We start from the raw sequence: 13,226 nt of genomic DNA, 5'->3' as shown, positions 1-13,226 counted from the left end.
CCGTCCGGGCAGGCATGATCTGGGCATGAGCCTGACAGACCTGACCCTCGTGACACCGCTCAACGAGCTGCTCACCCTGACCGGCCTGCCCCGGGTCGGTCTGGAGCAGCTCGCCGTGGCCCAGCTGGCCCTCGTGGGTGGTGACCGCGCGCTGGCGGCGCTCCCGATGCGACGTCGTCGCCGACGCCGGGGTGGCGGCATCGGGTTCCTCGGTCTCTGCTGCTGCCTCCTGCCCTTGGCGGTCGTCGGGCTCATCGTCTATCTGCTGTGGGCGCGGCAGAAGGGCAAGGACCCTCGCGCAGCCCTCGGCGACATCCGCTCCAATGTCATGGGCAACTCCTCGCAGCCGACCCAGCAGGCACCCCCGCCGCCCGGCACCGGACACCAGGCGCCACAGCCCCCTTCGTCCCACGGCGAGACGCCACCGCCTCCCGCGTCCGATCGCACCGCACCGCCGCCCCCTCCGGGAGAGGGCCCGGTCGACCCTCCACCGCCGAGCGGTCCGGACCGCCTCTGACCCGGGGGCCCTGGGCCCACGGGCTCACCGTCCGCTGAGGTGAGTCGTGCGGGAGGTGTCTCTCAACCGACCTCGTGGACAGCGTCCACGAGATCTCCGGCAAGGGTGGCCGCGTCATCGTCACCGAGGTCGTGCACGGTCAACCTCAGGTGGTGCGAGGGCTCGTCGCTCTCCTCGAGCCGGAAGTCGTCGCCAGTGCGCACGAGCCATCCCCGACGGGTCAGCCGCTCTGCGACGTCACGCGCGGGCACGGGCAGGCCGACCCACAGGCTCATCCCGTCGCCGGCGACGGTGGGCAGGCCGCGCTCGGTGAGACGCTCGGCGAAGGAGTCATTGCGCTGCGCATAGTGCGCACTCGCCTGCTCGATGAGGGTCAGTGCGGCCTCGTCCGTCATCACGGAGTGCGTGATCCGTTGCAGCAGGTGGCTCACCCACGTCGTGCCGGGGCTGAGGCGCATCTCGAGCCTCGCGGCCGTGTCGGCATCGCAGGCCGTCACCGCGAGGCACATGTCGGGCCCCGCGAACTTCGAGACCGACCGCACGAGCGCCCAGCGCTGGTGCTCAGGTCCGACGATCGAGTGGAAGGGCTGCCGGGACAGGTAGGAGTAGTAGTCGTCCTGCACGACGAGGACGTACGGGTGCTTCGACATCACCTCGCGGAGGGCCTCGGCCCGGCGGGCGCTCAGTGACGCGCCCGTGGGGTTCTGCGCGCGGGGCGTGCTCACGACGGCTCGTACTCCCTGGTCGAGGGCCTGGCGCAGGCCGTCGACGGTCATCCCCTCGGCGTCGACGGGGACCGGCACGGCGCGGTAGCCCCCGAGCTGGGCGAGATGGATGCTCGCGAGGAAGCAGGGATCCTCGAGGGCCACGGTGTCGTCACGCAGCAGTGCCTGTGCCAAGAGTCGCTCGACGGCGTCGACGGCGCCACTGGTGAGTGTGAGGTGCAGCTCCGCGGTGGCCGCCGGCACGTCGGGAGCCATCCACCCGCGCGCCCAGGACAGGAGGTCGCGATCGATCGTGGGTTCGCCGTAGAGCACGTGCCGGCCCGCGGCGGCAGCGAGAGCCGGTCCCAGGTCCGGGATGAGTCGGGGGTCGGGATTGCCGGTGCCGACGTCGCGGAGCGAGCCCGCGGCGGCGAAGCCCTCCTGCGGGACTCGTGAGCGCCGCGCGACCCGGGTGCCGGCCCGGCCCTGCGAGACGACGACACCGGAGCGGGCCAGCACGCGGTAGGCGGCGACTGCCGTGTTGCGATTGACCCCGAGCTGCTCGGCCAGCGCCCGCACCGGCGGAAGGACGTCACCGGGGGAGAGGTGGCCGCGCTCGACGAGTCCGCGCACGCTGTCGGCGATCTCGGCGGCCGTCCCCCCGGTGATGGGGGCTGCTTCGGTAGTCACGTCCCGGAGTCTAGATGGGGTTCTCGTCACGCGAGCGGCAGGGAGGACTTTGATCTGTGCCGTGCTAGTTTCTGGCCTAGATCAAACATTGGCCCGGGTGCGCCGGGACCACGGACGAGGGAGAAGACCATGGGTAGCGACACGACGACCGGGACCGCGCGCGTCAAGCGTGGCATGGCGGAGATGCTCAAGGGTGGCGTCATCATGGACGTCGTCACGCCTGACCAGGCCAAGATCGCCGAGGACGCCGGCGCCGTCGCCGTCATGGCGCTCGAACGCGTCCCCGCCGACATCCGCGCCCAGGGTGGCGTCTCGCGGATGAGCGACCCCGACATGATCGACGGCATCATCGAGGCCGTCTCGATCCCCGTCATGGCCAAGGCGCGCATCGGACACTTCGTCGAGGCGCAGATCCTGGAGTCCCTCGGCGTCGACTACATCGACGAGTCCGAGGTCCTCACCCCGGCCGACTACGCCAACCACATCGACAAGTGGAACTACACCGTCCCCTTCGTCTGTGGTGCGACCAACCTGGGTGAGGCACTGCGTCGCATCACCGAGGGCGCGGCGATGATCCGTAGCAAGGGCGAGGCCGGTACCGGTGACGTCTCCAACGCGACCACGCACATGCGTCAGATCCGCCAGCAGCTCGCTCGTCTGAGCACGATGGCCGACGACGAGCTGTATGTCGCAGCCAAGGAGCTGCAGGCCCCCTACGAGCTCGTCAAGGAGGTCGCTGCCAACGGCAAGCTGCCCGTCGTGCTCTTCACCGCCGGCGGCATCGCCACTCCCGCGGACGCCGCGATGATGATGCAGCTGGGCGCCGAGGGTGTCTTCGTCGGCTCCGGCATCTTCAAGTCCGGCAACCCCGTCGAGCGCGCCGAGGCGATCGTCAAGGCGACCACCTTCTTCGACGACCCGGACGCCCTGGCCAAGATCTCCCGCGGACTGGGGGAGGCCATGGTCGGCATCAACGTCGACGAGATCCCCGAGCCGCACCGGCTGTCCGAGCGCGGCTGGTGACGGCCAGCTGATCCAGTCAGAAGGGCGCCCCGACCGACGGCCGGGGCGCCCTTCTGCCAGTACGTGGGTCAAGGAGCCGTGGGGATGATCCGGCCGATCAGTCCGGGTCCCGGTGGGAGTGGTTGCGCAGCCGACGTCCCTCCCGCACATCGGCCTCGTGCTTCTCCCGCTTCTTGTCGATGCCCCTGGAGTCCCGGGCCGGCAGCTGGATCTCCTCCTCCGCGGGCATGCCGGCCTGCAGCTCCCGGCCACGCTCGAGCTCGGTGTCGAGCTCGGCCCCGAAGAGCAGGGCGACATTGGTCAGCCACAGCCACAGGAGGAAGACGATGATGCCGGCCATCGAGCCGTACGTCTTGTTGTACGACCCGAAGCTGGCGACGTACACCCCGAAGACGACCGAGGCGAGCACCCAGACGAGGATCGCCAGCAGTGCGCCCGGGCTCATCCACCGCATCCTGGGCTGGCGAACGTTGGGCGTGGCGTAGTAGAGGATCGCGACGATGAGGACCACCACAGCCAGGAGTACCGGCCACTTGGCGATCTGCCAGATCGTCACCGCGGCCGATCCGAGGCCCAGTGCCGAGCCGATCGACGTCGCCACGGGACCCGAGACCACGAGCCCCACGAGCACGAGGGCGACGAGCACGAGCAGCACCAGGGTGACGAGCAAGGTGATGGGACGCAGCTTCCAGAAGGGGCGCCCCTCCCTGAAGCCGTAGATGCGGTTCATCGCCCGGGAGAACGCGTTGACGTACCCGGACGCTGACCAGAGGGCGCCGACGAGACCCAGGACGAGGGCGAGGCCCGCCCCCGGAGTCTGCGACAACGAGGTCATGACCGGCTCGATGGCGTCGGCCACGGAGGCGCCGGCGGTGTCCCGCACGACTCCCAGGATGGTCTCGACCGTCTGGGGTCCCTGCCCGACGAGGCCCACGAGGGACATCAGCGCGATGAAGGCGGGGAAGAGCGCCAGGACCGCGTAGTACGTCAATGCTGCGGCGAGGTCGGTGCACTCGTCCGCGGAGAACTCCCGCGCCGTCTTGCGCAGCACGTAGCGCAAGGTGGGCCTGGTGATGTCCGTCGGCGCGTCGGGCTTGCGGGATTCCTCCGGGTGCGGCGCCGTGCCGTCGCCGCGACGTGCTCGTGCGGCCATCAGCGCGCGGACCGCACGGAGCGGGCCCACCGGGTGCGTGAGCGGAGGGCCCGCACGACGAGCGGCCCGCCCACGACCACGGCGAGCGCGAGCCCTCCCGCCAGCCATGCCAGGGGCAGCGGCCTGCCGTCGCGGTCGGTCGCGGTGCGCCGGACGTCGGCCACGGCGTGCTGCGCCCTGGCCAGCTGGGCGTCGGCGCCGTGCTTGGCCCTGCTCCTGACGTCGAGCTTGGCGGTGAGTGCGTCGACCGTGTCCGCCAGGTCGGCCCTGGCTGCGGCCGCATCGCGCTCGAGCCGCTCGACGTCCGCGTCCTGGCCCGTAGACCCGTTGCCGTCGAGCCCGCGCTCGTGCTCGTCGAATGTGCTCATGTGTGCTGTCCTCCCTTGACGGTGTCGATGTCCGCCCTGACGTTGTGGACGGTGCGCTCGACCGGCGGCGTCGCCTGCGTCACCTGCTTCTTGCCGACGAGGGCGAGCACCCCCGCGACGGCGAGCAGGACGATCCCCACGACGAGGGCGGCCAGCCAGAGCGGCATGACGAGGTCCAACGCGATGACGGCGGTCGCGATGAGCACCGCGACGCCGTAGAGCGCGACGAGACCTGCTCCGCCGAAGAGGCCGGCGCCGGTGCCCGCCTTCTTGGCGCTCTGGGTCAGCTCCGCCCTGGCGAGCGCCATCTCCTGCCGGACGAGCTGGCCGATCTGCTCGGTCGCGTCTGCGATGAGCTGTCCGGTCGTCTCGTGCTGCGCCCCGATGTCGGTGCGTCCTGCGGCGTGAGCGCCTTCGTGGTGCTGATCAGCCATGCGGCCCCCCGCCGTGCGTCGTGCCGCCACCTGTCGGAGGCATACCGAGGTCCGGCGTCGTGCCCGAGGTGGAACTGCTCCGCGAGTCGGTGGACGAGTCACCGCCGGTGTGCTCCTTGACCTTCGACGTGACCTTGTCCCCGGCCTTCTGCCCGAGGTCGCCGGCCGCCTGCTGCGCCTGACCGGCCTTGCGTTGCACCTTGGGGTCACGCCAGATCTTGCGGGCCGTCGTCGCCATCGTGTCGTACTGCTCTCGTCCTGCTCGGGTACCGAGCACGTAGCCGGCAACGCCGGCCACGATCATCGAGATCTTGTTCATGACAACCTCCAGGGTCTCTTCGTGTTGCTGGGTCAACGGGCTTACCCCGGTTCCGGCCATCAAAACCGAGGCCACGCCGGCACGTGGTGCGGCGGTCGCGGACTGTGTCCCGGGGCGCGTGCGGGTGCCCCACTCGATGCGGACTACATTCCGTGACATGAGCGATCCCTCCCGGCCCGTCATCGGCGTCCTCGCAGTCCAGGGCGATGTCCGTGAGCACCGTGCTGCGCTCGAGGAGTCCGGGGCGAGCACCGTCGCCGTGCGCCGCCCCGAGGAGCTGGCTGCGGTGGATGCCCTGGTCCTTCCCGGCGGGGAGTCGACGACCATCGACAAGCTGACGCGCATCTTCGGGCTGCGGGACCCCCTTCGCTCCCGCATCGCCGACGGCATGCCGGTCTACGGCAGCTGCGCCGGGATGATCCTGCTCGCCGACCGGATCCTCGACGGGCATCGCGACCAGCAGACCCTCGGTGGTCTCGACGTCACGGTGCGCCGCAATGCCTTCGGGCGACAGGTCGACTCCTACGAGGTCGACCTCGACGTGGCGGGCGTGGCCGGGGGACCGCTGCGGGCCGTCTTCATCCGCGCGCCCTGGGTGGAGGCCTGCGGCCCGGACGTCGAGGTCCTCGCGAGCGTCGAGACCGAGGGTGAGTCCCATCCTGTCGTCGTCCGTCAGGGCCATCTGCTCGCGACGAGCTTCCACCCCGAGGTGACCGGTGACCACCGCATCCACCGGCTCTTCGTCGACATGGTGCAAAAGACGAGCGCGTAAGATCCTTTTTCGGACCACCTGCCAGCCACACCGAGGAGACCTACGTGTCCGGCCACTCCAAATGGGCAACCACGAAGCACAAGAAGGCGGCGATCGACGCCAAGCGCGGCAAGCTCTTCGCCAAGCTGATCAAGTACATCGAGGTCGCGGCCCGCACGGGCGGTGCTGACCTCACGGGCAACCCCACCCTCTACGACGCCGTGCAGAAGGCGAAGAAGAACTCGGTCCCCATCGACAACATCGAGCGCGCGATCAAGCGCGGGTCCGGTGCTGAGACCGGCGGCGCCGACTGGGAGAACATCACCTACGAGGGCTACGCGCCCGGCGGTGTCGCGATCCTCATCGAGTGCCTCACCGACAACAAGAACCGCGCGGCCACCGAGGTGCGAACTGCCCTGAGCCGCAACGGCGGCAACCTGGCCGACCCCAACTCGGTCGCGTACCTCTTCAACCGCAAGGGCGTCGTCATGGTGCCCAAGTCGGAGCAGAGCGAGGACCAGCTGCTCGAGGTCGTGCTCGAGGCCGGTGCCGAGGAGATCAACGACTTCGGCGAGTCCTGGCAGATCGTGTCCGAGGCGACCGACTTCGTCGCCGTGCGCACCGCTCTGCAGGAGGCGGGCGTCGACTACGACTCCGCCGAGGCCTCCTTCCTGCCGAGCATGCAGGTGCCCCTCGACGCCGACGGCGCGAAGAAGCTGATGCGGGTCGTCGAGGCGCTCGAGGACAGCGACGACGTCCAGGACGTCTTCTCCAACGGAGACATCTCCGACGAGGTCATGGCCCAGCTCGAGGCCGAGGACGAGTGATCCGGCGTGTCGGCGGCGCCGCGCGCGTCGCCGACACGTAGCCTCGACCAGAACAGGTGTTCGAGTCGAGGGTCGGAGGATGCACGTGCGAGTGCTGGGCGTGGACCCCGGGCTGACCCGGTGCGGACTCGGGGTCGTCGAAGGGGAGGCCCGCGCGCTGCGGATGGTCGCGGTGGGCGTCGTGCGCACCTCGGCGGGGCGTGACACCGGTGATCGTCTCGCCTACGTGCAGGACGAGCTCGACGCGTGGCTCGACCGCTTCACGCCCGACGTCATCGCCCTGGAGCGGGTCTATGCCGCCGAGCACGTCCCCACCGTCATGACGACCGCCCAGGTCAGCGGACTGGTGCTCCTGGCCGGCGCCCGGCGCGGCCTGCCCGTCACCCTGCACACCCCCACCGAGGTCAAGGCAGCCGTCTCCGGCTCCGGCCGAGCAGACAAGGCCCAGATCACGACCATGGTCACCCGTATCCTCTCCCTCTCCGAGCCGCCCAAGCCGGCTGACGCCGCCGACGCCCTGGCCCTGGCGATCTGCCACCAGTGGCGAGGTGCGGGCAACACCCGCCGTGAGCTCGCCGCGGCCAGTGAGCGGGCCCGTCTGCGATCGGTGGCGGGGGCATGATCGCGTCCGTCACGGGTACCGCCCAGCACGTCGGCCTCGACCGGGTCGTCGTCGACGTGCACGGCGTCGGTCTGCTCGTCCACACGCCGCCGTCGGTCGCTGCCGGATGCCGCACCGGCTCGTCCGTGGCGCTGGCCACGAGCATGGTCGTGCGCGAGGACTCGATGACGCTCTACGGCTTCGCGACAGCGGGGGAGCGCGACACCTTCGAGCTCGCCCAGACCGTCAGTGGGGTCGGCCCCAGGGTGGCGTTGGCCATCCTGTCGGTCCTCAGCCCTGACGAGCTGTCCGCAGCCGTCGCCGCCGAGGACATCGCCACCCTGACCAAGGTCCCCGGCATCGGCAAGAAGGGCGCGGAGCGGATCGCTCTCGAGCTGCGGGACAAGTTGCCGCAGGCCCCCGGTGCAGGGGCAGCGAATGGTGCTGCGGTGCCCGCAAGGGCCTGGCAGGAGCACGTCGCCGACGCCCTCGTCGGTCTGGGCTACTCGACCAAGCAGTCCAGCGATGCGGTGGCCACGGTCGCCGACGAGCACGGCAGTGAGGACGTCTCCAGCGCCCTGCGGGCCGCCCTGCAGGTGCTGGCCAGATGAGCGGCTTCAGCTCAGAGATCCGGGTGGCCGACGAGGACCCCCGGGAGGGAGATGGCTCCTTCGACGCGACGGCGCGCATCGTCGACGCGGGCGGGAGCGATGACGAGGGGGCCGTCGAGGCGGCGCTGCGACCGCGGCGCCTCTCGGAGTTCCCCGGCCAGACCAAGGTGCGCAACCAGCTGGGTCTCGTCCTCGAGGCGGCCCGCCGCCGTGGCTCCCCACCCGACCACGTCCTGCTCTCGGGTCCTCCCGGGCTCGGCAAGACGACGCTGGCCATGATCGTCGCGGCCGAGCTCGAGCAACCCATCCGCGTGACCTCCGGACCGGCCATCCAGCACGCCGGTGACCTGGCCTCGGTCCTGTCCTCCCTCGTCGAGGGCGAGGTCCTCTTCCTCGACGAGATCCACCGCATGTCCCGGCCCGCAGAGGAGATGCTCTATCTCGCGATGGAGGACTTCCGTGTCGACGTCATCGTGGGCAAGGGCCCGGGTGCGACCGCCATCCCGCTGGAGCTGCCCCCCTTCACCGTCGTCGGCGCGACGACCCGAGCGGGACTGCTGCCGGCGCCCCTGCGCGACCGCTTCGGCTTCACCGGGCACCTCGACTTCTACGAGGTCGCCGACCTCGAGCGAATCCTGCAACGCAGCGCCCGCCTGCTGTCCGTCCCCGCTGATGCCGACGCCCTGGCGGAGATCGCCCTGCGCTCACGCGGCACACCACGCATCGCCAACCGGTTGCTCCGACGTGTGCGCGACTGGGCCCAGGTGCACGGCACGGGGGAGGTCGACCTGACGGCCGCCCGGTCGGCACTGACCCTCTTCGATGTCGACGAGGCGGGGTTGGACCGCCTGGACCGTGCTGTGCTCGAGGCGATGTGTCGACGATTCGCCGGTGGACCGGTGGGGCTGTCGACCCTGGCCGTGGCCGTGGGGGAGGAGACCGACACCGTCGAGACGGTGGCCGAGCCGTACCTGGTGCGGCAGGGTTACATCGTGCGCAGCCCCCGTGGCCGACTCGCCACGCCTCAGGCGTGGGAGCACCTCGGACTCACCCCGCCACCGGGGGTACAGCCTCCCCTGCAGCTGCCTGAGGCGTCGGATGGTGGCCGTTTCGGCTGATGCAGACACGAAACCTTCTGGCCGTCGTGTCCGTTGGTGACGTCGGAGATGTCTGACCTAGACTCGACCCTTGGCTCGGGTCCACCCGAGCCTCTGCGACGTCCCCCGACCGACCAGCCCCGACTCAGGAAGTCCCCCTCATGAATCAAGGCTCGCAGACCGCCAGCCTGCTCCTGCTGCTCCTCCCGCTCGTGCTCATCGGCTTCATGCTCTGGTCTGCGCGACGACGGCAGCGCACGATGGCGCAGTTCGCGGCCTCGCTGCAGGTAGGAGACGAGGTCTTCACGACCTCCGGCATCCTCGGACGGATCATCGAGCTCGACGATGAGCGCGCGCGGCTGGAGGTGGCTCCGGGCACCGTGCTGACCTTTGACCGTCGGGCCATCGGCATGAAGGTCGAGGCCCCGACTGCGGGGCCCACCACGGAGCAGGGCGGACAGGACTGAGATGGCTGAGCGTCGACGCAGCAAGGACACCGCGCGCAAGGACCACGCCAAGCGCACCCTCGTCTGGCTCTTCGCCGGGATCATCGTGCTCACCGGCGCGCTGGGCTTCGGTGTGGTCAAGAAGGACGCGACCTGGGCCCCGCGGCTCGGTCTGGACCTGGCCGGCGGCACCCAGATCGTGCTCGAGCCCCGGGTCACCGGTGGCGGCAGCGTCTCCCAGGAACAGCTGGCCGAGGCGCGCGACATCATCGTGCAGCGCATCGACTCGCAGGGCACCACCGGCGCCGAGGTGACCACGCAGGGCAACTCCAACATCGTGGTCGCGATGCCGGGCACACCGACCAAGGAGCAGGAGGACGCCATCGCGGCGTCCTCGCAGATGCAGTTCCGTCCCGTGCTGGCAACGGCCGTCGGCGATCCTGCGCTGCTCCAGCCGCAGCCCTCGGACACCAGCACGTCCGGATCCTCCAGCCCCTCCTCGAGCGGAGAGAAGTCCGACGGTGCCTCGTCCAGCGGCGGGTCCAAGACGACCCAGCCGAGCGCCAGTCGCAGCGAGACCCCGGCGTCCCGCGACCAGGCCCGTACCGCCGAGCCGAGCCCGTCGAAGACCACGTCGCCCAAGAGCGCGAAGACCTCCCCGTCGAAGGACGCGTCGGCCAAGCCCTCGGCGACGGCCCCCGCTGACCCGGCCCAGCAGAGCTGGAAGCCCTCCGGCAAGCCGACCGGTCCGATGGACCCCAACAACATCAGCACCAAGGTCTGGCAGAAGTTCCAGGACCTCGACTGCTCCAAGCCTCCCGAGCCGACGCCTTCCGGGCAGGAGGGTGAGGCGATCGTCGCCTGCAAGCAGGACGGCTCGATCAAGTACGTCCTCGGCCCGGTCGTCGTTGCCGGTACCGAGATCGCCAACGCCGAGGCCGGGTATCGCGTCGGCCCGCAGGGCCAGCAGACCAACGAGCCGGAGATCTCGCTCACGCTGACGAGCAAGGGTCGCGGTGAGTACGGAGACATCTCCAAGAAGATGGTCCAGATGCCCAGCCTGCAGCCGCCGGTCAACCCCCCGGGTTCCTACAACGCGCTGGCTGCGGTCCTCGACTCGCAGGTCCTCATCGACCCCGGTTTCAACGAGGCCATCCCCAGCGGCCAGGCGAGCATCTCCGGCTTCACCATCGACGAGGCCCGCAACCTCGCGAAGTCGCTGAAGTTCGGCGCGCTTCCGCTGTCCTTCGACGTGCAGACGCGTCAGGAGATCAGCCCGACCCTGGGCTCGGAACAGCTGCGCTACGGCATCATCGCCGGCATCATCGGCCTGCTCATCGTCTTCGGCTACGCCATGGTCCAGTACCGCGCGCTGTCGATCGTCGTCGTGGGCTCGATGCTCATCGCCTTCGCCATCACGTATCTGGCGATCGCCTTGTTGGCGTGGGGATACAACTATCGCCTCGACATGGCGGGGGTGACAGGTCTGATCATCGCCATCGGTGTCACCGCCGACAGCTTCATCGTGTACTTCGAGAGAGTCAGGGACGAGCTACGCGAAGGGAGGAACCTGCGCGCAGCAGTCGAGGCAGGTTGGGCCCGGGCCAAGGGCACGATCCTCGTCGCCGACGGCGTCAACTTCCTGGCGGCGGTCGTCCTCTACGTCCTGGCCAGCTCCGGTGTGCGGGGCTTTGCCTTCACTCTCGGCCTGACCACGCTCATCGACCTCGCGATCTTCTGGCTCTTCACCCACCCGATGCTCACCATCTTGGCGCGCGGCAAGTTCTTCGCCTCCGGACACCCGTGGTCCGGCTTCGACGTCAACACGCTGCGTCAGGCCAAGGTGCGCTACAAGGGCCGGGGCAACTTCGACATCGACGGCCCGGCCGATCGTGACAACCCGGCACAGGTGCCGGTAGAGGGAGGCGCACGATGAGCCGCATGGCGGACTGGGGCAATGACCTCTACACCGGACGGCGATCGTTCGACTTCGTCGGCCAGTCGAAGAAGTGGTACGTCTGGTCGGCGGTCATCATGGCGATCGCCGCTCTGGGCTTCGTCGTGCGACCGATCAACCTCAGCCTCGAGTTCACCGGCGGGTCCGAGTTCCGGGTCGCCACGCAGTCGGCGCCGGCCAACTACGAGGAGCGGGCCACTGCGGCCGTCCGGGACATCGCCGGAGCAGGCTCCTCGGCCAATGTCTCCACGCTCGGTGGCAGCACCGTGCGGGTGCAGACCGAGGAGCTGAGCGCCGACGAGGGCCGCGAGGTCTCCGACGCACTGGCCAAGACCTTCGAGGTGCAGGACAACAAGGTCAGCTCCAACTTCATCGGCCCCTCATGGGGTAAGTCGGTCAGCCAGCAGGCACTGCGTGCACTCGTCGTCTTCATCGTGCTGACCACGGCGATGATGGCTTTGTACTACCGCAACCTCAAGATGGCTCTGGCGTCGATGATCGCCTTGGCGCACGACATGCTCATCACCGTCGGCATCTACAGCTGGACCGGCTTCGAGGTGTCGCCGGCAACGATGATCGGGTTCCTGACCGTCTTGGGCTACTCGCTCTACGACACCGTCGTGGTCTTCGACCACGTCAAGGAGAACACTCGAGCCTCCTTCGCCAACCGTCGGATGAGCTTCGACCGGGCGGCCAACCTGGCCGTCAACCAGACCCTGGTCCGCTCGATCAACACCACGGTGATCGCCAACCTGCCCGTTGTGGCAGTCCTGATCATCGGCTTCGCCGTCCTCGGCCCGGGCACCCTGCTCGACCTGTCACTCGCCCTCTTCGTCGGCACGACCGTGGGTGCCTTCTCGTCCGTCTTCATCGCCACGCCTCTGCTGGTGGACCTGCGGCGCAAGGACCCCGAGGTCGTCAAGCTGGCCAAGGATGCGGAGAAGTACCAAGCCCGCCAGTCGCGTGAACCGGCTCTGGCCACTGCGGGAGCCCAGGCCTCCGCCAGCAGCAGCACGGTGACGTCGGCACAGCCCCGGGATGCCAGATCGGAAACCTCCTCTGTCGACGCGGCGAGTGACGTGTCGGGGGAGGCGCAGGGGCAGACCCTCACCGGACGCAAGGTCCACAAGTACGCGCAGTCCGGTGGCCCGCGCAATCAGCCGAAGAAGACCCCGCGCAACCGTCGGGGCAAGGAGTGACCACGAGTTCCCTCGCGCAGCGCATCCTCGATGCGCTGCGCGATGTGCCCGACTTCCCCGAGCCCGGTGTCAGCTTCAAGGACATCACGCCGCTGATCGCGGATGCGGAGCTCTTTGCCGAGGTCGTACGTGCGCACGCGCAGCCGTGGCAGGGCAAGGTCGATGCCATCGCTGGGCTCGAGGCGCGAGGCTTCATCTTCGGTGCAGCCATCGCCCTGCACATGGGACTGGGCTTCATCCCTGTCCGCAAGGCTGGCAAGCTGCCGGGCCCGACCGTGGGTGTCGACTACGCGCTGGAGTACGGCACGGCACGCATCGAGATCCACGAGGATGCGGTGTCCGACGGCACCCGGGTCCTCGTCGTGGACGACGTCCTGGCGACCGGCGGGACCGCGGCTGCGGCCTGCATCTTGCTCGAGACCTGTGGTGCGGTGGTGCCCGGCGTCGAGATCCTCGTGGAGATCGAGGCACTGCCCGGTCGAGACGCTCTGGCAGGTCGTGCCGTGCGGAGCCTGGTCACGGTCTAGGC

General features: G+C 69.5%; 16 protein-coding genes. 11 read left to right on the top strand and 5 right to left on the bottom strand.

Annotation, left to right across the window (positions count from 1 at the left end; translation table 11 throughout):
* Nucleotides 1–25 precede the first annotated feature (25 nt).
* A complete protein-coding gene (locus tag ASG73_RS12290) occupies nucleotides 26–517 on the top strand; it encodes a hypothetical protein (RefSeq protein ID WP_055995481.1) in 492 nt (163 codons plus the stop codon).
* A gap of 62 nt (nucleotides 518–579) precedes the next feature.
* On the opposite strand, the gene ASG73_RS12285 is transcribed toward ASG73_RS12290, so the two are convergent.
* Nucleotides 580–1,911, bottom strand: coding sequence for an aminotransferase class I/II-fold pyridoxal phosphate-dependent enzyme (locus ASG73_RS12285; RefSeq protein WP_055995478.1), 1,332 nt, complete (start codon nucleotides 1,909–1,911; stop codon nucleotides 580–582).
* A 129-nt stretch (nucleotides 1,912–2,040) separates the two neighbouring features.
* Between ASG73_RS12285 and pdxS the strand changes: the two genes are divergently transcribed.
* The gene (gene pdxS / locus ASG73_RS12280; protein WP_055995476.1) at nucleotides 2,041–2,934 is read left to right on the top strand and encodes a pyridoxal 5'-phosphate synthase lyase subunit PdxS; all 894 of its coding nucleotides are present in this window, start codon (nucleotides 2,041–2,043) and stop codon (nucleotides 2,932–2,934) included.
* A 97-nt stretch (nucleotides 2,935–3,031) separates the two neighbouring features.
* Here pdxS and ASG73_RS12275 read toward each other — a convergent pair whose 3' ends face one another.
* The 4 genes from ASG73_RS12275 to ASG73_RS12260 are packed head-to-tail and all read right to left on the bottom strand — an operon-like array spanning nucleotide 3,032 to nucleotide 5,208.
* On the bottom strand, nucleotides 3,032–4,087 hold the full coding sequence (locus tag ASG73_RS12275) for a YihY/virulence factor BrkB family protein (RefSeq protein WP_055996069.1): 1,056 nt from the start codon (nucleotides 4,085–4,087) through the stop codon (nucleotides 3,032–3,034).
* Nucleotides 4,087–4,455 (bottom strand): DUF3618 domain-containing protein, encoded by a 369-nt coding sequence (locus tag ASG73_RS12270; protein ID WP_055995472.1) that lies wholly within the window; start codon nucleotides 4,453–4,455, stop codon nucleotides 4,087–4,089. Before ASG73_RS12270 ends, ASG73_RS12275 begins: the two co-directional genes overlap by 1 nt.
* Complete coding sequence (locus ASG73_RS12265) at nucleotides 4,452–4,889, bottom strand: phage holin family protein (protein ID WP_055995469.1); 438 nt, start codon at nucleotides 4,887–4,889, stop codon at nucleotides 4,452–4,454. Before ASG73_RS12265 ends, ASG73_RS12270 begins: the two co-directional genes overlap by 4 nt.
* Complete coding sequence (locus ASG73_RS12260; RefSeq protein ID WP_055995466.1) at nucleotides 4,882–5,208, bottom strand: hypothetical protein; 327 nt, start codon at nucleotides 5,206–5,208, stop codon at nucleotides 4,882–4,884. Before ASG73_RS12260 ends, ASG73_RS12265 begins: the two co-directional genes overlap by 8 nt.
* Nucleotides 5,209–5,365: 157 nt before the next feature.
* Between ASG73_RS12260 and pdxT the strand changes: the two genes are divergently transcribed.
* The 9 genes from pdxT (at nucleotide 5,366) to ASG73_RS12215 (ending at nucleotide 13,224) form a co-directional block, all read left to right on the top strand.
* Nucleotides 5,366–5,980 (top strand): pyridoxal 5'-phosphate synthase glutaminase subunit PdxT, encoded by a 615-nt coding sequence (gene pdxT, locus ASG73_RS12255; RefSeq protein ID WP_055995463.1) that lies wholly within the window; start codon nucleotides 5,366–5,368, stop codon nucleotides 5,978–5,980.
* A 44-nt stretch (nucleotides 5,981–6,024) separates the two neighbouring features.
* Nucleotides 6,025–6,786 carry a YebC/PmpR family DNA-binding transcriptional regulator gene (locus tag ASG73_RS12250; protein WP_055995460.1) on the top strand — a complete coding sequence of 254 codons (762 nt, stop codon included), beginning with the start codon at nucleotides 6,025–6,027 and terminating at the stop codon, nucleotides 6,784–6,786.
* An 85-nt stretch (nucleotides 6,787–6,871) separates the two neighbouring features.
* Nucleotides 6,872–7,408: a crossover junction endodeoxyribonuclease RuvC gene (ruvC, locus tag ASG73_RS12245; protein WP_055996067.1), complete on the top strand. Its 537-nt coding sequence runs from the start codon at nucleotides 6,872–6,874 to the stop codon at nucleotides 7,406–7,408.
* On the top strand, nucleotides 7,405–7,998 hold the full coding sequence (ruvA, locus tag ASG73_RS12240) for a Holliday junction branch migration protein RuvA (RefSeq protein ID WP_055995457.1): 594 nt from the start codon (nucleotides 7,405–7,407) through the stop codon (nucleotides 7,996–7,998). The genes ruvC and ruvA overlap by 4 nt, the downstream gene beginning before the upstream one ends.
* Nucleotides 7,995–9,116 (top strand): Holliday junction branch migration DNA helicase RuvB, encoded by a 1,122-nt coding sequence (ruvB, locus tag ASG73_RS12235; RefSeq protein ID WP_055995454.1) that lies wholly within the window; start codon nucleotides 7,995–7,997, stop codon nucleotides 9,114–9,116. The genes ruvA and ruvB overlap by 4 nt, the downstream gene beginning before the upstream one ends.
* 140 nt (nucleotides 9,117–9,256) lie before the next feature.
* Entirely contained in the window at nucleotides 9,257–9,562 is a 306-nt protein-coding gene (gene yajC, locus ASG73_RS12230) for a preprotein translocase subunit YajC (RefSeq protein ID WP_055995451.1), read from the top strand.
* Nucleotide 9,563: 1 nt separating this feature from the next.
* Nucleotides 9,564–11,477 carry a protein translocase subunit SecD gene (gene secD / locus ASG73_RS12225; protein ID WP_055995448.1) on the top strand — a complete coding sequence of 638 codons (1,914 nt, stop codon included), beginning with the start codon at nucleotides 9,564–9,566 and terminating at the stop codon, nucleotides 11,475–11,477.
* Between the two features lie 5 nt (nucleotides 11,478–11,482).
* A complete protein-coding gene (gene secF, locus ASG73_RS12220; RefSeq protein ID WP_082567211.1) occupies nucleotides 11,483–12,697 on the top strand; it encodes a protein translocase subunit SecF in 1,215 nt (404 codons plus the stop codon).
* Nucleotides 12,694–13,224 carry an adenine phosphoribosyltransferase gene (locus ASG73_RS12215; protein ID WP_055995442.1) on the top strand — a complete coding sequence of 177 codons (531 nt, stop codon included), beginning with the start codon at nucleotides 12,694–12,696 and terminating at the stop codon, nucleotides 13,222–13,224. The genes secF and ASG73_RS12215 overlap by 4 nt, the downstream gene beginning before the upstream one ends.
* Nucleotides 13,225–13,226 lie beyond the last annotated feature (2 nt).

It is taken from the genome of Janibacter sp. Soil728, assembly GCF_001428305.1.
GTDB lineage: Bacteria > Actinomycetota > Actinomycetes > Actinomycetales > Dermatophilaceae > Janibacter.
The sequence above is the reverse complement of the archived record's forward strand: the minus strand, read 5'-3'. Positions and strand labels throughout refer to the sequence as shown.